The organism is Mesorhizobium sp. A623, from assembly GCF_054489405.1.
The window spans coordinates 1-24,658 of record NZ_JBTMXB010000034.1; the positions used below are offsets into that span (position 1 = coordinate 1).

The window sequence follows — 24,658 nt, forward strand, 5'->3', positions numbered from 1 at the left end:
TGTTCGTGTCGCTGATCTGGCGGAGCGAAGAGACTGGCATCAAGGCGCAGGCGTGTGATGAGGGTGGCCCGGTCGGGCAGTGCCGCCGCCAATGCGTGAACAGCAAAACTGCTGTCGCCGACGAAGATCAGATCGCGTCCAGGCAACCAGCGGCAGAGCTGCAAGAGGCCCTGGCGGCGGCTGACGCCAAGGCGGCGCATGACATGATCGTTTATACGATCGAGCGCCTGGGCGATCGCGGCATTGGCGTCGGCCAGCGAGAAGAAGGTCTGCCGCCGCAGCCGACCCAGAATGCAGGTCTGGGCAAAGCGAACCCCGTTCTCGGCCTTCGCCTTGGACTATAGCGCGACGATCTGGATGAGGCCGGCCGTGCGGATTCCGATTCAAACCGGCCGGGTATTCCGATTTGAAGCCGGCCACCATTCCGGAATGAAGCCGGCCAGGATTCCGATCAATTACCGGCCACTTTCGAGGGACTGAAGAGCACACCTGGGTCAGCAACTGCGGCATGACGCTTCTTGTATCGAACAAGGAAAGCGTGATGCCGGCAAAGAGGAAGCTGACCATGAGACAATTGCGACAAATGCTCCGGCTTGACGGGGACGGGACCAGCGCCCGGGACATCGCGCGGACGCTGGGGGTGGCGCGCAGCACCGTTCAGGACAATCTGAAGCGAGCGACAGCGGCGGGCTTGACCTGGCCGCTGCCGGGCGAACTGACCGACGACGCCCTCGAGGGCAAGCTGTTCGCGCGGGCCGGGGTCAAACAGGGCCTGCGGCGCCGCCCCGAGCCGAACTGGGCTGACCTTGTCGTCGAGCTCAAGAAGCCGGGCGTCACGCTTCTCATTTTGTGGGAGGAATATCGCGCCGTTCATCCCGGCGGGTACGGTTACAGCCGCTTCTGCGATCTGTTTCGCGGGTTCGAACGGCGGCTTTCACCGACGATGCGGCAGGATCACGTCGCCGGCGACAAGGTCTTCGTGGATTATTCGGGCAAGAAGATCGCCATCGTCGATCCCCATACCGGCGAGATCCGCGAGGCGGAGATCTTCGTCGCCGTTCTCGGGGCCTCCAACTTCACCTACGCGGAAGCCACGTGGACGCAGACCCTGCCGGATTGGATTGGCGCCCATGTGCGGATGTTCCGTTCCTTCGAGGGCGTTCCCCGCCTGATCGTGCCCGACAATCTGAAGTCCGGCGTCAACCGGGCCTCTTTCTACGATCCGGAGATCAACCGCAGCTATGGCATGATGGCGTCGCATTATGGCGTCGGCGTCCTGCCGGCACGGCCGAGACGCCCGAAGGACAAGGCGAAGGTAGAGAACGGGGTCCGTTTCGCCCAGACCTGTATTCTTGGCCGGATGCGGCGGCAGACCTTCTTCTCGCTTGCCGAGGCCAACGTCTCGATCGCGCAAGCACTCGAGCGCATCAACAATCATGTCATGCGCCGTCTTGGCGTCAGCCGCCGCCATCTTTTCCAGACTATCGAAGGTCCCGCGCTCGCCAGCCTGCCGGCTGAGGATTACGAGTTCGCCGAATGGCGCTTCACTCGTGTCGCTACCGACTACCACGTCGAGTTCAGCAGCTTCTTCTATTCGGTGCCGCACGGCCTCATCCGCCAGCAGGTCGATCTCAGGGCGACGACCCGGACGATCGAGATATTCCACCGCGGCAAGCGGATCGCGGCTCATCAGCGCCGATATGGTGGACGACGCTATGGGACCGACCCCGACCATATGCCCAGCTCTCACCGGCGATACGCCGAATGGACACCGGATCGCTTCCGTCGCTGGGCCGCTTCGGTCGGACCACAGACCGAGGGGCTGATCGTCGCCATCCTGGCCAGCCGCCCGCATCCCGAGCAGGGCTTCAGAACATGCCTGGGTGTTCTGCGCCTGTTTCGCGACATCGAACGTGAACGCGTCGAGGCCGTATCCGCCCGCGCCATCGAGATGGGCGGGCTGACCTGCAAGAGCATCGCATCGATCATGGCCAATCACAAAGCCGCCAGACCCGCCACCGAACCCGCCGCCGTCATGGACCATGCCAATCTGCGCGGTCCCGGCTACTTCCATTGAGGAGATATCGATCATGCTGACCCATCCCACCCTCGACATGCTTAGCGAACTCGGCCTTCATGGCATGGCCAAAGGCTTCCAGGACCTCGATGCGCAACCCGAAGCCCGAGCCCTCGAACATGGCGAATGGCTCGCCATTCTGCTCGAACGCGAGACGACGCTGCGGCGCCAGAAGCGCTTTGAGGCACGCGCCCGCGCGGCAAGATTACGGCACGACGCACAGGTCGAAGACACCGACTTCCGTGTCGCCCGTGGGCTCGACCGCGGGGTCTTTCTCAAGCTGGCCGGTTGTGACTGGACCCGCCAGCGGCATGGCCTGCTGTTGACCGGCCCCGCCGGCGTCGGCAAAAGCTGGCTTGCCTGCGCGCTTGGACAGAAGGCCTGCCGGGAGGACTTCTCCGTTGCCTATCATCGAGCGCCACGGCTCTTTGCCGCCCTCGGTCTGGCAAGGGGGGACGGCCGATACGCCAGAGTCTTGAAGGCGCTGGCAAAAACCGACCTTCTCATTTTGGACGACTGGGGCCCGGAGAAGCTGAACGACGATCAGCGGCGCGATCTCCTCGAGATCGTCGAAGACCGTTACGAGCGGCGATCCATCATCGTCACCAGCCAGGTTCCCGTTGATCGCTGGTATGAGATCATCGGCAATCCCACCATCGCCGACGCCATCCTCGACCGCCTCGTCCACAACGCCTATCGCATCGAACTGACCGGGGAGAGCATGCGAAAACAACGAGCCATGTCGTCGCCGGAAATATCGCCTGCTTGACCTTCAACTAAACTCGAACCAAACATCCAAAACGACCCAGGTTCAGATCCCGAAAGTGGCCGGCTTCAAATCGGAACGGTGGCCGGAATGAAATTGGAATAGGTGGCCGGCATCAGTTCGGAATGCATGGCCGGCTTCGTTGGAATCCGCAGCCGGCCGAACGCATCCACGTCATCGACTGCGACCTGGGCAAATCGGGATCCAGCGCCGTGGCCCGCGACGGCTTCCAGGAATTGGTCAGCGAAGTCGCGCTCACCACGATGGCCTGGACCGAAACCACTCGTCCGCGCTATGAGCGGCGCTGCCCGCGCTACGCAAGCGATTTGACCGATGAGGAGTGGGCGCTGATCGAGCCGCTGACGCCATCGCCGAGCCGCATCGGGCGTCCGCGCAAGACGGACCTGCGCGAGGTGGTGAACGCGCTCCTGTATATGGCGTCCTCGGACGGTGCGTGGCGGCTTTTGCCGAAGGACTTTGCGCCGTTCTCGACGGTGTAGAAATACTTCTACCGCTGGCGTGACGAGGGCCCGCTGCGCACGATCAACAATGAACTGGTGATGGCCGCGCGCGAACGCGATGGCCGGGAAGCCAGTCCTACCGCCGGCGTCATCGACAGCCAGTCGGCCAAGCCAAGACCACCGAAGCGGCGGAATACGCGGGTTTGACGCGCGCAAAAAGGTCATGGGCCGCAAGCGTCACATCGTCGTCGACACGCTCGGCCTGCTGGTTGGTCTCGTCATTCATGGCGCCGACGTTCGGGATCGCGACGGCGCGCCCGTATTGCTCGACGGATCGCCTCTGTCGTCGTGGCGCTGCCGTGTAGAATTTGTCCCATAGTGCCTCCTTCCATTCCATGGAAACAATGCACCATCAAAGCCCGGGATCAAACACCTAGACGAGAGATGTCGATGGTTCAAAGACGCCAAATTCCTCACGCCAGACCTGGCAGACTTCACCTACCGTCGCATAGGCCTTTACGGCGTCCAGAACCGGCAAAACCATGTTCTCTCCGCTCCGACAGGCTGCCCGCACGCGTGCCAGCGTGCGAGTTACATCCGCTGCATTCCGCTCGGCACGCAGTTTGCGCGTTTTTTCCACCTGCCGTTTTTCGATGGCGGGATCGATCTTCAATGCCGTGTTGGCGACATTGGGCTCGGCGCGCTGGACATTCACGGTCACCCAGGGGCGCTCCTTGCTGTCTATCGCGCGCTGGCGGCGCACGACGCCCTCGGTCATCAGGCTGCGCGCAAAGCCAGATTTGATGATCTCCAGGGCTCCGCCCATATCCAGCAGCCTGGCGAGGCCGCTGCTGATCTGCTCCTCGATCTTCCTGGTTAGGGTCTCGATATAATAGGAGCCGCCAAGCGGATCGATCGTATCTCCGAACCCATGCTCGTGAATGAGGATCTGCTGCGTTCTGACCGCAAGGCGAACGGTTTCTTCCGTTGGTGTGCCAACCGACTCGTCGTAGGACGCGAGATAAACGTAACTCGCGCCGCCCATCATATAGGCAAGGGTTCCATAGCCTATTCTCACGACGTTATTAAGCGGCTCCTGCAAGGTCTCCATCCCGTGACCGTAAACGGTTGTCTGCAGGCCGAGCGCGGCGTCCGATTTCGCGCCGTAGCGGTCGCGCAGCAAGCTCGCCCAGACTTTGCGCAACGCGCGCAAATTACTGACCGAGGAAAAGAAATCGTGCCTTTCGTCCGGGAACATGTGGACGAGCGGAGCCACAACGTCAATATCGTAGCCGCGGCCAACTAGATCGTCGAAATATTGCACAGCGTGGCCCAGTGCGATCGCGGCCGCCCAGCTCGACCCCGCGCCGCCAGCGTTGAGGTGATTGTAGCATACGGTAAGGGGCGACCAGTCGAGTTCCTGGTCGGCGCACCACGCGACGCAATCCGCGACCAGCCGTGTCGCCGGCTCCGGCTTCAGGATCTGCGTTCCACGCGCCAGATACTCCTTGAGGACGTCGTTCTGGAGGTTAATGACGCAATCGGACAACGCCACGCCCTGCTTTTCGCATAACGCCACGAATAGGGCGAGCATGATCGGGCCAATCGAGTTGCCAAGCGTGCCAACGCGCTTGACCCCGTCCAGGGCGATCCCTTCGAACATGCGTTCCATATCCGCAAGGCTATCTATGGCAACGCCAACCCGGCCAACCTCGCCTGCCGCCATCAGGTCGTCGGAATCGTAGCCGCACTGCGTCGGCAGGTCCAACGCGACAAGGATTTGTTCAACGCCGAGACAGAGCAGTTTGCGGAAACGTTCATTGGAGGTGATTGCATCGCCAAAGCCGGTGTAGGCGGAGACCACGAATGGCTCGTTCCGATACATGGCCGCGCGATCGCCGCGAGTGAAGGGAAATTGTCCCGGAAAGCCAAGATCGCGGTCATAGTCGAAGCCGACTTCCGCCAGCGAATGTGGGCTGTATAGCGGCTCGACCTTGAGGCCGATATCCAGCGTGAATTTGCGGATTTCGGGGTTGTCTTCGATCGCCTGCCGGTACTTTGTCTCCAGCCATTGGCGATGGGCATCGGAATTCTCCGCGCCTGCGGGCAAGATGTTCATGTTCGCGGTCATGGGGCGATTTCCTCCGGGCCAAGTGCCTTGACTGAATGCGGTTGCGCGGCGAGCGTCCTGACGGCCGTTCGCATGTCCAGCCGTCCCGATGCGATGTCGATTGCGGCCTGGTCGAGCATCGCCCCCCCCCGGAGTTCAAAGCTGCGAAGAATCCTGTCCTTGATCCGAATCGATAGGGCGTTGCGCAATCGGGCATGACGCCGGCGTTGCAGGCGGCCAGTCGCTGTTTCCCAATCGAGAAATTCCTCCGAAGCCGCGCATAGACAGTCGATGCCGGCGCGGTCCGTCGCGCTGACAGCGAGGACGAGGGGGTGCCAGTTGTTCTCCCGCTCGGGATCGCCGTGGCGCGCGAACAACGCCTGAACGCCGGGTTGAGCGCGGCGCGCATTGTTGAAAGGATGGCCGGGCGCCGGATAGGCGATTTCCAACATGGCCTCCAGGCCGGCCCGCAGTCTGTCTGCGCCATCGAGGTCGCTTTTATTGACAACGTGAATGTCGGCTATCTCGAGCAATCCAGCCTTGCTCAACTGAACCGCATCGCCAAGTCCTGGTACGCTGACGCCGACGATGCAATCGGCGAGATCAAGCGCCTCGAGGCTCATTTGCCCGGCTCCGACCGTCTCGAGCAGAATCCTGGTAAATCCGAAATGGGCAAAAACGGCGCAACTGTCGACCACGCTGGTTATCAGGCGGTCGAGGGAATTGCGAGCAGACATACTGCGCATATAGACGCCTGCATGACTAGTGGCAGCATTGGCGCGTATGCGATCACCCAGCATGGCGCCGCCGGAAAAAGGGCTGGATGGGTCGATGGCAAGCGCTGCGACACGTTCTCCGCGGTCCGCCCAGTGAACGGCCATTCGATCGAGTAACGTTGATTTGCCCGCGCCGGGCGGGCCGGTTAGCGCAACGATCGTCGTCTTGGCATCGGTTTCGCCGTAGAACGGCGCGGCAACCCCACCCTCGCCATCGGAATCATTCTGAACAGCACTCAGGATCCGTCCCAGTTGGCGTCGCTCGGCTGACGAAATCACGGCGCCACCTCGACGAGGAGGGCATCTCCCTGTCCGTAGCCGCCACAGATAGCCGCCGCGCCGATACCGCCGCCCCGTCGACTAAGCACGTTGATGAGCGACATGACGATACGTGCGCCGCTTGCACCGAGCGGATGGCCGATTGCAACGGCCCCGCCATGCATGTTGGTCACCGCACGCAAGCGATTGCCCCGCTCTATATTGCCAGCGGCGAGTTTGAGGATGCTGACAAGCGGTGTCGCCGCATAAGCCTCGTTGATCTCTATTGCGGCAAGGTCTTCCGGCTCCAAGCCATTTCGATCCAGGAGTTTGCCGATCGCCACCGCGGGCGTCGAGGTGCCGGAAGTCCGCCCCCCTGCAACCTGCGTGTAGCCGATCACGCGCGCCAGCGTTGAAAGCTCCCGTGCTTCCGCCGCCGCTTCAGAGGCGAGCAGCAGGAAGGCCGCACCGTCGCTAAGCCCTGGTGCGTTTCCGGCCGTGATCGTTGGGCTGGAATAGACCGGCCGCAGCTTGCCCAGCGCTTCCAGAGACGTTCCGGCGCGCGGAGATTCGTCCGCGGCCAGAGTGACGGCGCATTTCGGCCGCGTGATTTCAACGCTGATGCGCTCGAATGCGAATGCGCCCGCACGTTCGGCGGCGAAATAGCGCTCATGGCTGGCGAGAGCCCATTCATCCTGCTGTTGCCGGTCAACGCCGTTGGCGAGCGCTTCCTCTCCCGAGTAGGTTGAAATCGAGGTATCGCCAAACGGAGCGCGCAGAGTCAGCGGGTCTGCAAGCTCCATATCCTGTGGCCGATGGGGAGATACGCGCGGCATCAGACGGGGTGTGTTGCTGAGGCTTTCCGCGCCGCCGCATATCATCACGCTTGCTTCGCCTGCGGCGATTTCCCTGAAGCCCAGACCGATGGCGGTTAGTCCTGAGCAACATGCGCGATCGACGGTTAAAGATGGGGTCGAGTCAGGAAGTCGCGAACCGAGGACGATCCGACGCGCGGGTGTCAACATCCCCCCAGCCATCATTCCAACGCCGACATAGGCCGCGTCGACCGCGCCCTCCGGCAAGCCGGCGCGGTTTAGCAGTCCGTCAAGGGCATAGATACCGAGTTCTACCGTGGACAGATCCTTGAGTGCACCTTGAAACCGCCCGAAGGGTGTACGGCAGACCGCGGATATGACGATTCCCGTAGTCATGCCGGCGCTTTCTTCAAGCGGGCTCTGAGACCCGCCTTGTCAATCTTGCCGTTCGGGGTCTTCGGCAGAGCCTCCATGAACCGCCAGGTCCGTGGAGTCTTGATGCCGAGTTCAGGCTTGCAATAGGCGTAAAGCGCTTTTTCGCTCAGGCTGACGCCGGACCGCCCCGCGACGAAAGCCACCGTCGCTTCGCCGAAGTCAGGATCGGCGATGCCGATGACGGCGCATTCCTCGACGTCTGGACAGTTGCTGATGAAACGTTCGACCTCCTGTGGATAGATATTGAAGCCGCCGCTGATGATCATGTCCTTCGAACGCCCGCACAGATAGAAGAAGCCGTCTGCATCGAGCCTTGCCAGATCGCCGGTCCACAACCAGCCGTCGCGAAGCGCGGCAGCTGTTTCGGCCGGTTTGCGCCAGTATTCGCGCATCACATGTTCGGCCCGTATAGTTATTTCTCCGATCTCCCCTGGCGCAACGGACGAGCCATCGGGAGCGCGCAGTACGATGTCGACGAACGTGTAAGCGCGGCCGATGCAGCCGCTGCGGATAGTTCCATCGGGCAGGATATGATCGTCCGGTCCCAGAATGGCGCAGGTCATCATCGCTTCGGTGAGTCCAAAGTTCTGAGTGAGGATCGGACCGAACAATTGAATGGCGCGCGCCAATGTATTTTGCGGCACGGGTTCGGCACCATAACCTATCCATCTGAGACTGGACAGGTCGTGTGCCGGTCGGTCGGAATGGTTGACGATCCGGGTCAGCACAGTCGGGACACAAGTAAAGCCGGTAACGCCCCAGCGTTCAATCTCAGCGAACAGGCCTTCGATACGGCCGCTCGGCACGATGACGTTGACGGCTCCGCGTAACAGGCAGGGGGTGAGATAGGTTCCTGCCGCGTGGGTTAGTGGGCCGATATAGGCGACGACGTCCGTGGCGGCGATGTGACGATCAATGAGCATGTTCTTGTAGACAGATCGCCAGTTGCGGAAGGTTAATACGACTCCCTTGGGATCGCCCGAACTTCCCGAGGTGTAGTTTATCGAACAGATCAGATCGAGATTGCCATTACAGCGATCGCTTTGGATTGGTTGAGAGCGCTTCAGTTCAGACCATTCAGCATCGCCGATGACGATCCTTTTGGGCTCCTGCAGACAACCGACGAGGGCAGCATCGGCGAGGAAAACCGTGTGCTTGTCGCAGATCAGCATGCCCGGCTCGCAGTCTTCGATGAGCTGTTCGATCTCCCTTGCTGTGGAACGTGGATTTATCGGCACGCGGACGAGCGCGGCACGTTCGAGCGCAAGTTGCGCCATCACGTATTCCGCACGGTTCGTCATCAGCAGGGCGCAGCGTGCGCCGACCGGCAACGCGGCGGCGAGCCCGCCTGCAATTTGGTCGACGATATCATCCAGTTCCGCAAACGTCCACGAGCGCTCGCCATCCACGAGCGCGGTCTTTTGTGCAAAGCGGAAGGCGGCAGCGCGCAACGGAGAATCAGGCCAGAACATTATCGTTGCCTTCGCTTTCGACGCGGCCTATCGATCGTACATAGTCGACGATTTCATCCACTGCCGTGCCTGACAAAAACACGCGATCGACGCCATTTTGGCAGAGCTCGGCAATATCTTCCTGGGGTATTACGCCGCCGGCGATCAGGCGGATGTTGGTGGCTCCGGCCTCGTTCAGCAGGTGGCGGATGGCCGGCAGCAGTGTTAGATGCGCCCCGGAAAGGATGCTGACGCCGAGTACGGAAACATCTTCCTCGATCGCGGCGCGCGCGACGTCGGCCGGCGTGCGCCGAATGCCTGTGTAGATGACTTCCATTCCGGCCTCGAGCAGGCCACGCGCGATGACGCGCGCTCCGACATCGTGACCGTCGAGCCCGACCTTCGCGATGAGCACGCGTTTACGGGTAGTATTGTCGTACGACGGTAGTGTCGGCATTCGTGTCACTGCTGATCCCAGTTCAAATTCCGGCCACCATCGCATGAGCGCCGACTGCCCGGAACAACTATTTAATGATAGTGATGATCAGTCCAGATGAAGAGGGCGGAGCCGAAGCTATTGCAGAGTCAGTTGGCGGAAGCCTGAGGTTGCGTCAGTTCCTCGCGTAGAAGATCGATAAACGTCTCGGTTGCGCGCGACAGAAGCTTTTGCGAATTATGTGCGGCGACAAGCATTCTCTTCGTGACTGGCTCATGCACCCTCACGGCCCGCAGATCGAACCGGCTAAGCACGTCGATGATCGAGTTGCCGGGAAGCATCGTGACATAGCATCCGCCACGCAGCAGTTCCAGCACGGTGGTCAGCGAATCGATCTCCAGCCTGGGCGTCAGTTCGATGCCTACTTCCGAGAAACTCCGGTTGATAAGCCGGCGCAACAGATTCGGTGCGGAAGGTAGGATGAGGTCGAGCGTTGCGAATTGGTGACCTGTCATCGGTCCCTCCATGTTCGCAAAGTGATCGTTGCCGGCCACGGCCAGCAGTTCCTCCTCGATGAGCGGAATATACGAAAACCTCGTTTCCGCGAATTCGTCAGTCAGAATTCCGAAATCGATTTCGCCGCTTTCCAGCCAGTCTATGATATTCGAACTATAGCCTTCGACGATGCGAAGCTTAACCTGCGGAAACATTTCGCAATGTCGATTGACGATGCGCGCCATGACGCCGAGTGAAAGCGACGGCGGGGTTCCTACAGCTATATCCCCGAACACTCGCCCTTTGGCTCCAATCAGGAAGTTATGGGCGACTTCCACATCGCTCATGATGCGGGTGCAGATCCTGTAGAACTCGCTCGCCGTGTTATTTGGCAGCACCCCCTGACTGGTTCGATCAAAGAGAACCAGCCCATACTCCGCTTCGAGCTTGCGGATCTGCATGCTTATCGCCGGCTGCACGACGTGCAGCCTTTCGGCGGCGCGGGTTACGCTCTCTTCCTCGAAAAGTGCGATGAAGTATCGTATCTGCCGCAGATTGAGCGAAATTAGCATGCTAGTACCGTGTCAAAGCGAGGGGCTTAGTCTCCATCCACTCGTCATAGCATAGCGTCGTCCCGACTGTCAGGACAAGAGGGCGCGCGCCGCGGTCGGCCTAGCGATCTCGGAATAACCAGGCTGGTCATGCCCAGAATAGATCCGGAATGCGTCCAGCTTCTCGAACTGGGTGCCAGATTATGGTCTGGCGCGCGTGCGCCGACTTGCCCGCACGCTACTCTTCTTCCCGCAATCGCTTTGGGCGTTTAAATACTGCCCCCGGCGGAGGAGGTGCAGGCCGAACTCGAGTACCTGAAGTGATAACGATCAGCCGAATGTTGTTGGCGCTTTCGGTTTCTGTCACGGTCACCCTTGGGAGCTTGTCAATGGTCATGTCCCACCAAGTGGTGTAGCTCGGCAGCTACAGGCCGCTCGCGGGCGCGCCCTTTATAGCGCGATAGCGAGTGAGCGGCGTGTCGGTGGTCATCGGCGCTTTTCCGGTAGGGTCTGGTTGTTGACACCAACTCGTTTCGGAAGGACCACCGATGACCGACGACATGATGAACCTGCGCACGCTCGTAGAGAAGACACCCGATGCGGATCTGCTGCGCGAGATGATCGGCTTCGCCGCCGAGCGGCTGATGGAGCTAGAGGTCGGGGCTGCTACCGGCGCTACCTATGGTGAGAAGTCACCGCTTCGGCTTGCCCAGCGCAACGGGTATCGCGACCGCGACTGGGAGACTCGAGCCGGACTGTTGAGTTGCGCATCCCGAAGCTGAGGAAGGGGAGCTACTTCCAGGTTTCCTCGAACCGCGCCGCATGGCCGAGAAGGCGCTCACCGCCGTCATCCAGGAGGCCTACATCCAGGGCATCTCGACCCGTTCGGTCGATGATCTGGTCGAGGCGATGGGAATGAGCGGCACCTCCAAGAGCCTGGTCAGCCGGCTGTGCGAGGAGATCGACGGTAAGGTGAAGGCCTTCCTCGATCGTCCAATCGAGGGCGAATGGCCATATCTGTGGATCGACGCGACCTACCTGAAGGTGCGCCGCGGCGGGCGCATGGTGTCGGTCGCCGTCATCATTGCCGTCGGTGTCAACGCGGACGGAAGGCGCGAGGTGCTGGGCATGGAGATCGGCACATCGGAGGCCGAACCGATCTGGATCGAGTTTCTACGCAAGCTCACCCGGCGCGGCCTGCGCGGGGTCACGCTCGACGTCTCCGATGCCCATGAAGGCATCAAGGCCGCCGTCACCAAGGTGCTGTGCGCAACCTGGCAGCGCTGCCGCGTCCACTTCATGCGGAACGTTCTCGCCCACGCCGGCAAGAGCGGGCGGCGTGTCGTCTCGGCCTTCATCGCCACCGCGTTTGCTCAGGAGACACCCGAGGCCGCGAGCCTGCAATGGCGCTCTGTCGCCGACCAGATCCGGCCCAGGGTGCCGAGCTGGCGACAATCATGGACGATGCTGAACATAATGTGCTGGCCTATATGACCTTCCCCAAAGGAGAACCGTGCCAAGCTGCATTCGACAATTCCGATCGAACGGCTCAATGGCGAAATCAAGCGGCGCACCGAGGTCGTCGGCATCTTTCCGAACGACGATGCCATCGTGCGTCTGGTCGGCGCTTTGCTCCTCGAGCAGAACGATGAATGGGCCGTCCAGCGCGCCAGATACATGACGCTGGAAACCATCGGCCAGATGAGCGATGATCCCCTCATCAGCCTGCCAGCAGTGGCGCGCTGATCAACTCGGCTCATGCCGAAAAGCACGGCGACCAATGCCGTCAGCTACACCACGCCACGGGACACGATCTTGTCAATCCTCAGTCCGGCCTTCCGGGGGCAGGGGCGCGGGTATTTCCTCAGAGAACGGATATTCGAGAGCGCAATGCACAAGGACGCATTCACCCTCGGCCATCTCGGAATTGATGAACCGCACCAACTGATTGACGATCCCGCCCTTGTGGGAACGCCAAGGGATTACAGAGCGTGTCCGAAGTAAACAGGTCTGCTACGTCCCTGTAACGGTGATTGTCCAAATGTACCGCGAAGGCTGTCGTCAGTCGCGTGCATTCCGCTTCGATGCGTCGGCGCTGATCGGCATCCATTGAGGTTCGCCAAAAATAACGGTGGATTTGTTATCGATAACATGTCTACCATGGTCACACGAGTAGGCTGTAGCAGGGTGATGCATGATGTCGGTGAAATTTGGTTGTCGGACGCATGACGCGCATGTCCCGATGTGGGGTGCTTATTGAGTTCCGTTTGAGCGCGTAGGCATATTGAGCGTGTGCAATCACAATCTCTGCAGTAATTTTACCTTAGTACAGAAGCGACGACATGGGTTTTTTCACAATTCGGCGCAGCAGCAGTGCCCATTCTATTGAGGATCTAAGGCGGATGGCTCGATCGAGGTTGCCTCGCGCGATATTCGATTTCTTCGATGGCGGCGCCGAAGATGAGCGTGCGCTTGCTGCCAATCGTTCGGCGTATGCAAAGTATGCCCTCGTGCCACATGTCTTGCGCGACGTGTCTGGAGTATTATTGGAAACGAAAGTCCTTGGCGAACCTTCGGCTATGCCCATTATTGTCGGTCCGACTGGCGCTGCGGGCTTTGGTTGGCATAAAGCAGATGTCGCGATTGCCCGCGCCGCCGCCCAAGCGGGGATTCCCTACAGCCTGTCGACTTCGGCTACCGCCTCGATCGAGGAGATCCATGAGGCCACTCCCGAAGGGCGGCGGTGGTTTCAGGCCTACATTTTAAAGAACCGCGACTTTACCAGGAAGCTCATCGCGAGGGCCGAAGCTGCGAAATATGAAGCCCTTATGATTACCGTCGACCTCCCGGTCGGCGGCAAGCGCGAGCGCGATCTTCGCAACGATTTTTCAGTTCCGTTTCGGTTTACGCCGAGTAATCTGACCGACTTCGCGCTGCATCCCGGGTGGTCGTTGCCTATGCTGGTTCGGGGCGTACCGATCATGCCCAATCTGATTGGGCTCAACGCCGCAAAGTCCGATATGAGGGAGCTCGCCTCTTCGGTCGGACGGAACTATGATCCCTCGTTCGATTGGGACGATCTTAGGTGCATTCGCGACATTTGGCCGGGCAAGCTGATCATCAAGGGCATCATGCGCGTCTCGGATGCCGAGCGCGCCGCAAGGTTGGGCTGCGACGCGATTGTAGTTTCCAACCATGGCGGCCGGCAACTTGATGCCAGCTACGCTACCCTCGAAGCTCTTACACCTATAGCAAAGGCGGTGGGCGGCGATGTCGATGTGATGGTCGATGGCGGGATTAGGCGCGGCTCGGACATTGTCGTGGCGCTCGCTCTTGGCGCGAAGGCGGTCATTATTGGTCGCCCGACGATTTATGGCGTCTGCGCAGACGGCGAAGCTGGCGCTACGCGCGTCCTTGCCATTCTCCGTGACGAACTCCGCCGCACGATGCAGCTTTGCGGACTGACCGGTGTTTCGCAGATTTCGCCGGCGATTTTTAACATGGATGAACTTGCGCCGAGTGCAGGGTGTGTATCAGCGAGTAGCGCCCTCGTTTGCGGCCGCCGCAGGAGAACTGATCGTGCATGAAATCCAACGACCATCGGCCAAGCTCACCTCAGCGGGAATGGCACCCGCGCCCCCGCGCGCGAGCGCTTCAAACGGCCGAGTAATAACACCTGAGGGGGAACACCATGCAATTAGCCCGTTATGCCTTCCATCACTAAACTTGATTGGATCCATGGACCGTCGCGTGCAGAATAGTGCTTCGTCCGTCTGGAAGTGGACGCTCGAAATCGCGTCGCGGGCCGTGCACTAAAGTAAAAGATCATAACGCCCAGGATGGAGAGACGGATGACTTCGCAAATCGAAAATAGTGACGCAGGGAACAGGGGCGTCATTGAAGAAACGATAGTGGCACCCGGCGGGTATTGGTCGAGGACATTGAGAGCTGACCAGATATTGCGAATTGTTGACGTGGATGGCTGCCAAGCAGTAGACCTAATTTGCTATAACGCCAATAATACGGCGGATCGGTATAGCTCGTCTAATACAATAAAAGTAAATGAATCTATATTTGTTGTTAAAGGAACGAAATTATATTCCGACGATGGCAACGTCCTGATGACGGTCACGGATGATACGTACGGCCGACACGATACCATTTGCGGATCCTGCAACGCCGGAACTAACAGAGTGCGACATGGCGTTGATCATGGCCCAAGCTGCCGAGATAATTTCATACAAGCTCTTGCTGAGCATGGCTTGGGATCCCGTGACATAGTGCCAAACGTTAATATTTTCATGTACCTTCCGGTCGGGCCTAATGGAGAGATGCCAATCGTTGGAGGTCAATCTAAACCCGGTGAGAGAGTGGAGCTAACCGCCAATATGGATGTACTTGTTATCTTCTCGAATTGCCCGCAGACGAACAATTCAGTTAATAATTATAAGTTAACACCCATAGAAGTGACAGTATTCAGTGGCCACTAACTATATCTTTCGTTTGCGATTCTTTTCTCGTACGGAGCTAACGTTTGTATAGAGCTGCCCGAGGAATTATAAGATAGAATAGACGCCAGTTGTTCTTGAGCCTGGGAGGAGAAGAAAGTGATAAAACGACGTGAAGCAGGTATCGTTGCCGGATTATTCGCTGTACTAGCTACGCCAGCGTCGGCAATAGCTGAACCCGCCAAAGAACTGGTGGTGGTCAACGCCGGGGGGGCGTATGGAGACGCTGTCGAAGAGTGCCTAAATCGACCATTCGAGGAAAAATATAATATCAAAGTGACCGTCCAGTCCCCTGCAGGGTTGGCCAAATTGACCGGCATGGTTGAGTCCGGCAATATCACCGCAGGCATTATCGACTTGGAGACTGGGGAGCTCGAGCGTGCCAAAGCCATGGGCCTCCTAGACGCTATCGATTGGAATGAGGTTAAGCCATTCCCAATGTATGCCGATGCGAAACAGCCCTATGGTTTTGGAATCAGCTACTTTTCCACCATCATGGTCTGGCGACCCGATGTAAAGGCGCCAGCGAACTGGGAGGAATTCTTCGATGTTGAGAAGTTTCCGGGCATGCGCTCACTGCCAGACTACCCCGGCTACGTTCTCCCTTTTGCGGCGATCGCTGCTGGAGTGGATCGGGATGCAATCTTTCCACTCGATCTTGACAAAGCATTTGATGTTCTCAATGGGATCAAAGACCATGTGATCTGGTGGCAATCGGGTGGACAACCGCCGCAGCTGTTGCAGGATAATGAGGTTCAGTATGCCATAAGTTGGTCTGGACGTGTGGTCGGCGACCCTGCATTCAATTCGAGTTTCAAGGACGGTATGCTTGAGACCGCTTGGTGGGTGGTGCCGAAGGGTGCGTCAGACGCTATAAAGGAGGCTGCCTGGTTGTATTTGCATGAAGCCTCAGACCCTAAGACTCAAGCTTGCGAAGCAGAAATGATTAGCTACACTGGCGCTAGTACAGAACTCGATGCGTTGCTACCGCAGGATCGCCTTGCAGAATTCCCCACTTTCAGTGAAAATCGCAAGGTTCAATTCGCCACGGATGGAAAGTGGTGGTTTGATAACGCTGCGGAAGTGGAGAAGCGCTGGCAGGAATTTAGACTTACGCAATAAGGGATTGTGTCTGCCATCGGCCATCCGTGGATGTCGATCCACAGGTGGCCCTTCTATTGCAGCGAGAATTGGTGACCGGCTTGCCCCTCAATAAGGAACGACACGTAGCCACGGTGCGGTTGAGTGAAAGCCCGCTCGGGGGCACCAGGTTGCGTTATCGAACGCGAATCTCAACGGGGTTCGCAATGGTGCTGCCTCTTCTGATATTTAGCATTATGTTCTTTGACCTCCCGCTGTTTGCGACCTTTTTGCGGAGTATGAGCGCGAAAGGCTCAAGTTTATCTACAGAGAATTACATCACATTTTTTAGTTCGCCACTCTATCTTTCAGTAGTCGCGCGAACCATCAAGATCGCCATTTACGTATCGGTGGCTTGCGCCCTACTGGGATTTCCGCTCGCGTACTGGATTTCCGGATTATCCAGACGGAACCGAATTATCGCGCTCGGTTTTGTTGTAACATCGTTTTGGGTTAGCATTCTCGTGAGAACTTATGCCTGGATTGTCATTCTCGGGAACGGAGGGATTGTAAATCGGTGGTTACAAAAGGTTGGCTGGATTGAGCGGCCGGTGCAGATACTTTATGGGGAATTTGGCGTGGCATTGGGGATGATCAACATCCTCCTTCCGTTCTTAATCTTACCGCTTTATGCGACCATGGTTCAGGTAGATCCGCGCTTGAAGCAGGTTTCCCTGACATTAGGCGCATCGAGCGGTCAATATTTTTGGAGAGTGTTCTTCCCCCTTATGCTTCCTGCCCTGGCGGCGGCTGCGATCCTCGTCTTCATCTTGAGCGTGGGCTTTTACATCACTCCGGCAATCTTGGGTGGGGGGCGCGTACCGGTCATCGCAACCATGTTGGATACTCTGATAAACAGGTTTCCACATTGGGGGCTGGCGGCTGCCATATCCATAATTCTCTTAGCTTTTACGATGGTAACGTTTGGGGCTTACCAGTGGTTCAAGGCTAGATCAAACTTTCTATAAGTGGACCAAGATGGAAAACGATGTCAGAAGTGACAAGATTGAAACGACTCCCGTATTCAAGGAGAATATCAAAGCATTTTCCTTTTCGATATTTTCGATCTCTGTCCTTTTGTTCCTTTGCTTACCGATCATAATCGTTGTCCCAATGTCGTTTTCAGATGGGCAATCACTGATGTTTCCCCCGACTAGTTTTTCGCTACGTTGGTATTATTCATTTTTCAACGACCAGCTATGGCTGGATGCTGCGCTCAATTCGTTCATTGTTGCTTTCTGCGCAAGTGTAGGTGCCCTGGTACTCGGCACGATGGCGGCCTATGGCTTGACGCGGGGATCGTTTCACTGGAGGAAGATTATTGAGGCGAAATTTATAGCGCCTTTGGCGCTACCTGTTATTGTCATTGCCGTTGCCCTATACATTTCCTTTTCACGCCTAGGCATTTTAGGTAGCTTTTGGGGATTAATCGCCGGACACATTATACTGATCACGCCGTATGTCGTACTGCTGATGTCTTTGGCTATTATGGGTTTCGATCAGCGCATCGAACAGGTGGCGCAGACGCTTGGAGCATCAAAGATTCAAGTTTTGACCCGGGTCGTGTTGCCGAATGTGACCGGGAACGCCGCCGCTGCCTGGCTTCTTGCATTTGTAATGAGTTTTGATGAAGTTGTTGTGACGCTGTTTATCGCAGGAACTCACGTTACTGTGCCGAAACGCATGTTCAATGAGCTAGTACTTCAGATAAATCCAACGATAACTGCGATCGCAACGTTACTAATATTATTTAGCCTCATCTCGGTCGCGCTGGTCGCATTCCTAACGGGCGGCAGCGCTTTCGCCTCAGATCAGGCCGCCACAAAGGTGAAGAGGTAAACGTGGGATGAGTTCAGTTGAAGTTAAGAACGTGAGCAAGGTTTACGGGAAGGTGCGAGCGCTTGATCGTATCTCCATGACATTCAGTTCGGGCGAATTGACGACCGTGGTCGGCCCAAGCGGTTCTGGAAAATCAACGATACTCGGCCTGATCGCGGGTATCAGTTCTCCCACCACCGGAAGCATTTTTGTGGGGGGACGAGATATGACCTGGGTTTCGCCTGCCGAGCGAAACGTGGGATTGGTATTCCAAAGCTACGCCTTATTTCCGCATCTGTCGGTGTTTGAAAACGTTGCTTTCCCGCTGCGTATCCGAAGATTGCGCGATGTAGAAATTAAAACCCAGGTTGCTGACGCGCTCAACCTTGTCGGCCTCAGTGAGTTAGTCAATCGACGCCCCGGGCAGCTTTCCGGTGGTCAGCAGCAGCGAGTTGCTTTGGCTCGTGCTATCGTGTTCAAGCCTGATATTCTCCTTCTTGACGAGCCACTCGCAGCGCTCGACAGAAAGCTCCGCGAAGATGTCCGCCTCGAGATTCGCCGTCTTCAAAAATCACTAGGAATCACCACGATCCTGGTTACCCATGATCAGGAGGAAGCTTTGTCGATGGCCGATCAGGTTATTACCGTCGCCGGGGGCCAAGTTCAGCAAATCGATACGCCAGGGAACATCTATCGTTATCCTGCAAATCGGTTTGTGGCGGAATTTCTTGGCATTGCCAACATACTTAACGGTGACCTTCAAGGTGTTGACGGCGAGACCTGTATTCTTCTAACGGGAGGAGAGCGCGCATCCTGCAGAGCGCCAACGACCAATGACGGTCAAGTGTGCGGTATACTGCGCCCAGAACAGATCATTCTGCGTGAAAGGCCTAAGGAAGGCAAAATACAGGCCGTGGTCGACGAGGTCATCTTCTTCGGCGAAGCAGCCCGATACCTTCTAACGTCGCGGGGCGGCCACACCTTTGTCGCTCAAGTCTCCAATCCAGGGAGTTCTATCAATATCGGGTCGATTGTTTCTCTTGATTGGGATCCAGCCGATGTGTGGATAATTCCTGACGCGGGCGTAGAAGGCCCTCGGCGGTGAAGCCGAGCACTTGTTGCACTAGCTCGCTAGCTGCCACGCGCCAATATATGATATTGACATTTTGTCTGAATCGGCGTTGGCCGCTTCGATCAACGTCCCAATTGAGGCGCGATCAGTGTATTTCGACGTACAAGCGCACCGATTCGGCGGCAATTGTTCGCCTTCGCGACGGCATATGTCCGTTTGGACGTGTAATGCCTCTGCAACCGCGATGCGATACAGATAGAAGAGGCGTTTCATATTGTATGCCAGAGTGGCCGACCCGGTCTCGTCGTGGCCTGCGCATTGCCCATGGTCCGGATGAACAGCCCTATGCGGCTCTTCTGTTCGGCAAAGACGTGCTCGACGCGGGAGCGGACTTTTGACTTGATGTTTGTTAGGCATCGGTCTGCCCTTAGCTCGATGATCGACCTTATCTGCCCCAATGCCCGGTTGATGCAAGCCAGGCCACGTCTCTCCCGTCTTCAGCATGAGGTATGCTATGCACTTCATTCCCGAAAATGGCCGCTGGCCCAGCCCCTTCAATCAATCGGCCGAACCCGAAATGCTCCGAGGACGCGTCCTGCGCGTTGCCGATTGCACATTGCGAGACGGCGAGCAGCAAGCAGGTATCGTCCTGGAGAGTCAGGATAAGATTGCAATCGCCCACGCGCTTGATGAGATCGGTGTCTACGAGATTGAAGCTGGCACTGTGGCCAGCAGCGACGAGGATCGCGAGGCGATCGCTGCGATCTGCGGGTTTGGCCTGAATGCCAAAATCAGCGTGCTTTGCCGCGGCGTTGAAGCCGACATCGACATGGCAGCCGAACTCGGTGTGTGGGGCGTGCGTCTCAGCTTTCCTATCAGCGACATCGAAAGAGAATACAAGCTGAAGGGAATTAGCGAGGCCGACTATATCGCCCGCGCGCTTGAACTGGTTTCGCACGCTCGCGACAAGGGACTAGAGGTGATTTTCAGCCCCTTCGACACCACCCGCGCCAACATGCCGTTCCTGCTAAAGGTTGCGGCGGAACTGGAGCAGTGCGGCGGGGTGGGTCGACTGCGTATCGTCGACACGACCGGTTGCGCTCTTCCTGAAGCGATACGGCAGATCGTGGGCAGCGTCCGGGCTGCGGCCCCAAGCCTGCCGATGGAGATACACTGCCACAACGATTTTGGCCTATCCTGCGCCAACACGCTTGCAGGCATCGCGGCAGGAGCCGATTATATCTCGACCACGATCAACGGTATCGGCGAGCGTTGCGGCAACGCTTCGACCGAAGAGGTCGTGATGGCGCTGGAGGTCCTGTATGGCTACGACACGGGCATAGAACTTTCGAAGCTAAAACGGACGTCCGAACTGGTCGAAAGCCGGAGCGGCATCGCGGTCCATGCCAACAAAGCCGTGGTCGGCTACAACGCATTCCGCCACGAAGCGGGAATGGTGGTCGCGGGCGTCCTGAAGAATCCTTACACTGCCGAACCCTACGCACCGGAGATCGTCGGACAGACACGCGACATCCTTCTCGGCAAGAAGAGCGGCCTCGTTTCAGTCAAATACAAGGCCGATCAGATGGGCTTGAAACTGTGTGACGAATTGATGGCACCTTTGCTCAAAGCTATTAAGGAAGAAGCGCTCCAGCTGAAAAGGGCGGTCAATGACGACGAATTCGTCACACTTGCGAATGCGCTTATCGCGAAAAACGAAGGGCCGTGAATCGGTTCTGTCGCAAACTCATCTTCAGGACGGATTAACCCAATGCCCGACGCCGTTATGCAGCGAGGATACCGAATGCGGATTGGTTTCACCGATCCCCGTGATCGATTCGCAGGCGGCTTTCGCCGTCGCAGGCAATGATAGCCTCGTGATTATGAGACCTGTGCGCGGTCAGCGCTTTGCATTGATTTCGTTTGAGCGTATCGCAGAATTGCCAGCCACTGATGGCGACAGCGTGTCGCGTCACGAACAGAATGCTCGCATTTGTGCGCTGCATGCCCTTTCGCATCTGCATGTATGCCGCGAAAGTCGGCGCACCATCGACGTGATGCCAGAAACCCACAAAACCGAGCAGACGCAAAACCTTTTCGGCTTCGGCATAGGTGGTCCCGATGATAGCCGGCGCTCTGTGACGGTAAATCCATTCTCCACCAAAGCGGACCAGGCGATAGGCGTCTCTCACCATTGAGATCGGAGCGCCTGTGATCGCAGCGATGGCCGTCGGTCCGCAGTAAGCGCGCGACTTCGTGTCGTTCCTGACGTCGCGGAGTGGAAAATTGTCGAGTTCGGACCGCGTGTCGATCACAAGGGCAGGATGATGAGCCGCGATCACCGGCTCCTGCCCTGCCCCGGGCAAGACCATGCCGCGATCGAAAACGACACGCTTCCGATCGACGTGCACGCTCTCTCCTGGAATATTGCCGAATGCCGGCTTTTGAGAAACTACTTTCATGAACAAAAATCCTTCGATGATCCGACGCGTACGGCAGACCGCTTGCGGTACCGCGTGACGTCCTGTTGAGGTGTTGGGGGGACTGCCCGGCCTGGAGGCCGGGCAAAGTGAACATGGGTTCATCAGGATCAGGCGTCGCGCACCCGGGAAAAATGGGCTCTTGCGCATTCGGAGAGATAAGCCTCGATATATCCACTATGTCCGTGCCCTCTCTGATATCAATGTGATGGAGTGAGAATTCCGCGCCGGTCGGCGTGTGCTGATTATTGGCGGCGGCTATATCGGGCTCGAAGCCGCTGCCGTATCGGCTAAGCTCGGCCTAACCGTCACGCTGGTCGAGGCCGCGCCGCGCGTCCTTCAACGGGTCGCTTCCTTCGAAACCTCCGCCTATTTCCGGTCGCTGCATCGCGCTCATGGCGTGGACCTGCGTGAAGGCACGGGGCTAAAGGCGCTTAGTGTCCGTTCCAAAAAGGAGTGAGTGATTTCAGCGGGTTGTGATTCAGTCGGATTGCTGAGATTTGACGGAGATCACGGTGGCCTGGACCGAAACCACCCGCCCGCACTATGAGCGGCGCTGCCCGCGCTACGCAAGCGATTTGACCGATGAGGAGTGGGCGTTGATCGAACCGCAGATGCCGTCGCCGAACCGCATCGGGCGACCGCGCAAGACGGACCTGCGCGAAGTGGTAAATGCGCTTTTGTATACGGCCTCTTCGGGCGGTGCGTGGCGGCTTTTGCCGAAGGACTTTCCGCCGTTCTCGACGGTGCAGAAATACTTCTATCGCTGGCGTGACGAGGGCCTGCTTCGGACGATCAACAATGAACTGGTGATGGCCGCGCGCGAACGGGAAGGCCGCGAAGCCAGCCCTACCGCTGGCGTCATCGACAGCCAGTCGGCCAAGACCACCGAAAGCGGCGGAACCCGTGGGTTTGACGCGGGCAAGAAGGTCATGGGCCGCAAGCGTCACATCGTCGTCGACACGCTCGGCCTGCTGGTCGGTCTCGTCATTCATGCCGCCGACGTTCAGGATCGCGACGGCGCACCTGTTGTCCTGAAATCGATCCTCAAACGCTGGCCCTGGCTGCGTCATGTTTTTGCCGATGGCGGCTATGCCGGGCCGAGGCTGAGGGGAGCGTTGAAAAAGGTCGGCAAGTTCACGCTCGAAATCATCAAGCGCTCCGACTGCGCCAAGGGCTTCGAGGTTCTGCCGCGCCGATGGGTCGTAGTCCGCTGTACAATGTTGCCAAGTTTGGCTTCGAATGGTCGGTGCGCATCGAGCGTCCGCGCCGTAGGCAATCGGTGGTCGAGGTCTGTGGTGGTGGGGATGCGAGTCGATTTGTCGCGGCCGAATCCGAGCCATCACAGGATTTAATGCGTCAGCGACGGTCGAGCTGCGAGCCGGCCGATGGAGGCGCACATGGTCCGGCGCACGGATCGCCCTGTGCTGCACGTGCACGTGTCGTTCGAAGCGACAAGAACCGGCCCCCAACATCTGATCGAGGCCTACGCCCATCTTGTGCCGACGATACGGCGCACCAAGCAACGGCCGGCGTGTCGAGCGAACCCACCATCGAAGGTGACGAAAGCGATGGCGAGATCGGGAGGTGAGAAATGACCGAGACACGATGCGCGCTCTATGCGAGGGTGTCGAGCGAGGCACAGACGCGCGACAACACGATAGCGAGCCAGGTGGTTGCATTGCAGGAACGCATTGCGGCCGACGGCCTCCTGCTTGAGCCAGATCACAGCTACGTGGATGACGGCTACAGCGGTTCGCTTCTGCTTCGTCCGGCGCTGGAACGGCTGAGGGATGCTGTTGCCGGTGGCCAAGTCGACCGCCTTTATGTCCATGCCCCCGATCGGCTTGCCCGCCGCTATGCTCATCAGGCGCTGCTGATCGACGAATTCCGTCGTGCCGGTGTGGAGATCGTATTCCTCAATCGCCCCATTGGCGGCACAGCCGAGGATGATCTATTGCTTCAAGTTCAGGGCGTGATCGCCGAATATGAACGGGCCAAGATCCTCGAGCGTAGCCGGCGTGGTCGCCGTCACGCGGCACGCTCCGGCTCCGTTAGCGCGCTGACGGGCGCTCCCTTCGGTTACCATTATGTGAGCCGCGACCAGGGCGGCGGCTTGGCACGCTTCGAGGTGGTGGAGGCGGAGGCACACATTGTTCGTCTGATCTTTGCATGGGTCGGCCTGGATCGCATGAGCCTGCGGGAGGTATGCCGACGGCTTGAGCAGATCGACTGCCGGACGCGGACAGGAACAACGCACTGGTACGCCTCCACGATCCGCGGCATGCTTGCTAATCCCGCCTATGTCAGACGGGCGGCATTCGGGCGAGCCCGCTACCTGCCGCCACGACCACGGTTGCGGCCGATCCGCGGTCACTCGCAGCCCTCGCCGCGCGCTACCTCTCGCATTGCCGTGCCGTCCGAAGAGTGGATCGAGATCCCTGTTCCTTCGCTCGTCGATCCGGCCATATTCGAGGCGGTCCATGCCCAGCTTGAGGAGAACCGGAAGCGCAAGCGCCAACGCACGCCAAGTTCGGATTGGTTGCTGCAGGGCCTCGCGGTCTGCCGTCGTTGCGGTTACGCCTACTATGGCAAGCGCGCGCCTCGCGTCCACAAGTATGACCCGACGGACACGCTGCGCTACTATCGGTGTATAGGCACGGATGGCTATCGCTTCAGCGGCCATCGTGTTTGCGACAATCCGCAAGTGCGCGGCGATCACCTGGAAGAAGCGGTGTGGGATCAGGTCAAAGGCCTCCTGGAGGATCCGCACCGCGTGGCCGGGGAATACCGCCGACGCCTCCTTGCAGCCCGTGACCAAGTCCGTGAACCGGAGGAGATCGTCCGCCTCGAACGACAAATGGCCGCCTTGCGTCGCGGCATCGGCCGGCTGATTGACAGCTATGCCGAAGGCATCATCGACAAGGCGGAATTCGAACCGCGTATCGCTGGCCTGAAACAACGCTTCTCACAGCTCCAGGAGCGGCACCGGGCGGCGGTCGAAGTGGC

The 24,658-nt window shown here is 58.5% G+C and carries 20 protein-coding genes and 5 pseudogenes; 17 read left to right on the forward strand and 8 right to left on the reverse strand.

Annotated elements, in window-relative coordinates; translation table 11 throughout:
• A pseudogene (locus ACX3P1_RS22975) lies at nt 1-176 on the reverse strand (IS701 family transposase); the annotation flags it as partial.
• Between the two features lie 27 nt (nt 177-203).
• Here ACX3P1_RS22975 and ACX3P1_RS22980 point away from each other — a divergent pair.
• From ACX3P1_RS22980 to ACX3P1_RS22995, 4 genes and pseudogenes are all read left to right on the forward strand, one after another.
• Entirely contained in the window at nt 204-344 is a 141-nt protein-coding gene (locus ACX3P1_RS22980) for a hypothetical protein (protein WP_459081907.1), read from the forward strand.
• 197 nt (nt 345-541) lie between these two features.
• Nucleotides 542-2,077, forward strand: coding sequence for an IS21 family transposase (gene istA / locus ACX3P1_RS22985; protein WP_459081908.1), 1,536 nt, complete (start codon nt 542-544; stop codon nt 2,075-2,077).
• Between the two features lie 13 nt (nt 2,078-2,090).
• Complete coding sequence (gene istB / locus ACX3P1_RS22990) at nt 2,091-2,846, forward strand: IS21-like element helper ATPase IstB (RefSeq protein WP_459081909.1); 756 nt, start codon at nt 2,091-2,093, stop codon at nt 2,844-2,846.
• Nucleotides 2,847-3,106: 260 nt separating this feature from the next.
• Nucleotides 3,107-3,632 (forward strand): annotated as a pseudogene (locus ACX3P1_RS22995) (IS5 family transposase); the annotation flags it as partial.
• A 105-nt stretch (nt 3,633-3,737) separates the two neighbouring features.
• Here ACX3P1_RS22995 and ACX3P1_RS23000 read toward each other — a convergent pair.
• The 6 genes from ACX3P1_RS23000 to ACX3P1_RS23025 form a co-directional block, all read right to left on the reverse strand.
• Nucleotides 3,738-5,435: a methylmalonyl-CoA mutase family protein gene (locus tag ACX3P1_RS23000; protein ID WP_459081910.1), complete on the reverse strand. Its 1,698-nt coding sequence runs from the start codon at nt 5,433-5,435 to the stop codon at nt 3,738-3,740.
• Complete coding sequence (locus tag ACX3P1_RS23005; RefSeq protein ID WP_459081911.1) at nt 5,432-6,469, reverse strand: ArgK/MeaB family GTPase; 1,038 nt, start codon at nt 6,467-6,469, stop codon at nt 5,432-5,434. The genes ACX3P1_RS23000 and ACX3P1_RS23005 overlap by 4 nt, the downstream gene beginning before the upstream one ends.
• Nucleotides 6,466-7,659, reverse strand: a complete 1,194-nt coding sequence (locus ACX3P1_RS23010; protein WP_459081912.1) for a thiolase family protein — start codon at nt 7,657-7,659, stop codon at nt 6,466-6,468. Before ACX3P1_RS23010 ends, ACX3P1_RS23005 begins: the two co-directional genes overlap by 4 nt.
• Nucleotides 7,656-9,149 carry a class I adenylate-forming enzyme family protein gene (locus ACX3P1_RS23015; protein ID WP_459081913.1) on the reverse strand — a complete coding sequence of 498 codons (1,494 nt, stop codon included), beginning with the start codon at nt 9,147-9,149 and terminating at the stop codon, nt 7,656-7,658. The genes ACX3P1_RS23010 and ACX3P1_RS23015 overlap by 4 nt, the downstream gene beginning before the upstream one ends.
• A gap of 7 nt (nt 9,150-9,156) precedes the next feature.
• A complete protein-coding gene (locus ACX3P1_RS23020) occupies nt 9,157-9,651 on the reverse strand; it encodes a cobalamin B12-binding domain-containing protein (RefSeq protein ID WP_459081914.1) in 495 nt (164 codons plus the stop codon).
• 83 nt (nt 9,652-9,734) lie between these two features.
• On the reverse strand, nt 9,735-10,652 hold the full coding sequence (locus ACX3P1_RS23025; RefSeq protein WP_459081915.1) for a LysR family transcriptional regulator: 918 nt from the start codon (nt 10,650-10,652) through the stop codon (nt 9,735-9,737).
• 527 nt (nt 10,653-11,179) lie between these two features.
• Here ACX3P1_RS23025 and ACX3P1_RS23030 point away from each other — a divergent pair.
• From ACX3P1_RS23030 to ACX3P1_RS23075, 10 genes and pseudogenes are all read left to right on the forward strand, one after another.
• Nucleotides 11,180-11,413 (forward strand): transposase, encoded by a 234-nt coding sequence (locus tag ACX3P1_RS23030; RefSeq protein WP_459081916.1) that lies wholly within the window; start codon nt 11,180-11,182, stop codon nt 11,411-11,413.
• A 40-nt stretch (nt 11,414-11,453) separates the two neighbouring features.
• Nucleotides 11,454-12,230 (forward strand): annotated as a pseudogene (locus tag ACX3P1_RS23035) (IS256 family transposase); the annotation flags it as partial.
• 12 nt (nt 12,231-12,242) lie between these two features.
• Entirely contained in the window at nt 12,243-12,377 is a 135-nt protein-coding gene (locus ACX3P1_RS23040) for a hypothetical protein (protein ID WP_459081944.1), read from the forward strand.
• A gap of 596 nt (nt 12,378-12,973) precedes the next feature.
• The gene (locus ACX3P1_RS23045) at nt 12,974-14,218 is read left to right on the forward strand and encodes an alpha-hydroxy acid oxidase (protein ID WP_459081917.1); all 1,245 of its coding nucleotides are present in this window, start codon (nt 12,974-12,976) and stop codon (nt 14,216-14,218) included.
• A 264-nt stretch (nt 14,219-14,482) separates the two neighbouring features.
• The gene (locus tag ACX3P1_RS23050; RefSeq protein WP_459081918.1) at nt 14,483-15,121 is read left to right on the forward strand and encodes a DUF1989 domain-containing protein; all 639 of its coding nucleotides are present in this window, start codon (nt 14,483-14,485) and stop codon (nt 15,119-15,121) included.
• Between the two features lie 117 nt (nt 15,122-15,238).
• On the forward strand, nt 15,239-16,261 hold the full coding sequence (locus tag ACX3P1_RS23055; RefSeq protein ID WP_459081919.1) for an extracellular solute-binding protein: 1,023 nt from the start codon (nt 15,239-15,241) through the stop codon (nt 16,259-16,261).
• Nucleotides 16,262-16,446: 185 nt separating this feature from the next.
• Nucleotides 16,447-17,247, forward strand: coding sequence for an ABC transporter permease (locus ACX3P1_RS23060; RefSeq protein WP_459081920.1), 801 nt, complete (start codon nt 16,447-16,449; stop codon nt 17,245-17,247).
• Nucleotides 17,248-17,257: 10 nt separating this feature from the next.
• A complete protein-coding gene (locus tag ACX3P1_RS23065; RefSeq protein ID WP_459081921.1) occupies nt 17,258-18,118 on the forward strand; it encodes an ABC transporter permease in 861 nt (286 codons plus the stop codon).
• 7 nt (nt 18,119-18,125) lie between these two features.
• Nucleotides 18,126-19,202 (forward strand): ABC transporter ATP-binding protein, encoded by a 1,077-nt coding sequence (locus tag ACX3P1_RS23070; RefSeq protein ID WP_459081922.1) that lies wholly within the window; start codon nt 18,126-18,128, stop codon nt 19,200-19,202.
• Between the two features lie 481 nt (nt 19,203-19,683).
• The gene (locus tag ACX3P1_RS23075; protein WP_459081923.1) at nt 19,684-20,898 is read left to right on the forward strand and encodes a LeuA family protein; all 1,215 of its coding nucleotides are present in this window, start codon (nt 19,684-19,686) and stop codon (nt 20,896-20,898) included.
• Nucleotides 20,899-20,986: 88 nt separating this feature from the next.
• On the opposite strand, the gene ACX3P1_RS23080 is transcribed toward ACX3P1_RS23075, so the two are convergent.
• The gene (locus ACX3P1_RS23080) at nt 20,987-21,631 is read right to left on the reverse strand and encodes a hypothetical protein (protein ID WP_459081924.1); all 645 of its coding nucleotides are present in this window, start codon (nt 21,629-21,631) and stop codon (nt 20,987-20,989) included.
• A gap of 235 nt (nt 21,632-21,866) precedes the next feature.
• Here ACX3P1_RS23080 and ACX3P1_RS23085 point away from each other — a divergent pair.
• The 3 genes and pseudogenes from ACX3P1_RS23085 to ACX3P1_RS23095 all read left to right on the forward strand — a co-directional run.
• Nucleotides 21,867-22,109: pseudogene (locus ACX3P1_RS23085) on the forward strand (FAD-dependent oxidoreductase); the annotation flags it as partial.
• A 55-nt stretch (nt 22,110-22,164) separates the two neighbouring features.
• The gene (locus ACX3P1_RS23090) at nt 22,165-23,004 is read left to right on the forward strand and encodes an IS5 family transposase (RefSeq protein ID WP_459081925.1); all 840 of its coding nucleotides are present in this window, start codon (nt 22,165-22,167) and stop codon (nt 23,002-23,004) included.
• Between the two features lie 239 nt (nt 23,005-23,243).
• Nucleotides 23,244-24,389: pseudogene (locus ACX3P1_RS23095) on the forward strand (recombinase family protein); the annotation flags it as partial.
• Nucleotides 24,390-24,658 lie beyond the last annotated feature (269 nt).

Excerpts from the sequence above, each read along its gene's own strand:
- ACX3P1_RS22980 (WP_459081907.1), top strand. The coding sequence starts at position 204 with ATGATCGTTTATACGATCGAGCGCCTGGGCGATCGCGGCATTGGCGTC.
- istA (WP_459081908.1), top strand. The coding sequence starts at position 542 with ATGCCGGCAAAGAGGAAGCTGACCATGAGACAATTGCGACAAATGCTC.
- istB (WP_459081909.1), top strand. The coding sequence starts at position 2,091 with ATGCTGACCCATCCCACCCTCGACATGCTTAGCGAACTCGGCCTTCAT.
- ACX3P1_RS23000 (WP_459081910.1), bottom strand. The coding sequence starts at position 5,435 with ATGACCGCGAACATGAACATCTTGCCCGCAGGCGCGGAGAATTCCGAT.
- ACX3P1_RS23010 (WP_459081912.1), bottom strand. The coding sequence starts at position 7,659 with ATGACTACGGGAATCGTCATATCCGCGGTCTGCCGTACACCCTTCGGG.
- ACX3P1_RS23020 (WP_459081914.1), bottom strand. The coding sequence starts at position 9,651 with ATGCGATGGTGGCCGGAATTTGAACTGGGATCAGCAGTGACACGAATG.
- ACX3P1_RS23025 (WP_459081915.1), bottom strand. The coding sequence starts at position 10,652 with ATGCTAATTTCGCTCAATCTGCGGCAGATACGATACTTCATCGCACTT.
- ACX3P1_RS23030 (WP_459081916.1), top strand. The coding sequence starts at position 11,180 with ATGACCGACGACATGATGAACCTGCGCACGCTCGTAGAGAAGACACCC.
- ACX3P1_RS23045 (WP_459081917.1), top strand. The coding sequence starts at position 12,974 with ATGGGTTTTTTCACAATTCGGCGCAGCAGCAGTGCCCATTCTATTGAG.
- ACX3P1_RS23050 (WP_459081918.1), top strand. The coding sequence starts at position 14,483 with ATGACTTCGCAAATCGAAAATAGTGACGCAGGGAACAGGGGCGTCATT.
- ACX3P1_RS23060 (WP_459081920.1), top strand. The coding sequence starts at position 16,447 with ATGGTGCTGCCTCTTCTGATATTTAGCATTATGTTCTTTGACCTCCCG.
- ACX3P1_RS23065 (WP_459081921.1), top strand. The coding sequence starts at position 17,258 with ATGGAAAACGATGTCAGAAGTGACAAGATTGAAACGACTCCCGTATTC.
- ACX3P1_RS23070 (WP_459081922.1), top strand. The coding sequence starts at position 18,126 with ATGAGTTCAGTTGAAGTTAAGAACGTGAGCAAGGTTTACGGGAAGGTG.
- ACX3P1_RS23075 (WP_459081923.1), top strand. The coding sequence starts at position 19,684 with ATGCACTTCATTCCCGAAAATGGCCGCTGGCCCAGCCCCTTCAATCAA.
- ACX3P1_RS23080 (WP_459081924.1), bottom strand. The coding sequence starts at position 21,631 with ATGAAAGTAGTTTCTCAAAAGCCGGCATTCGGCAATATTCCAGGAGAG.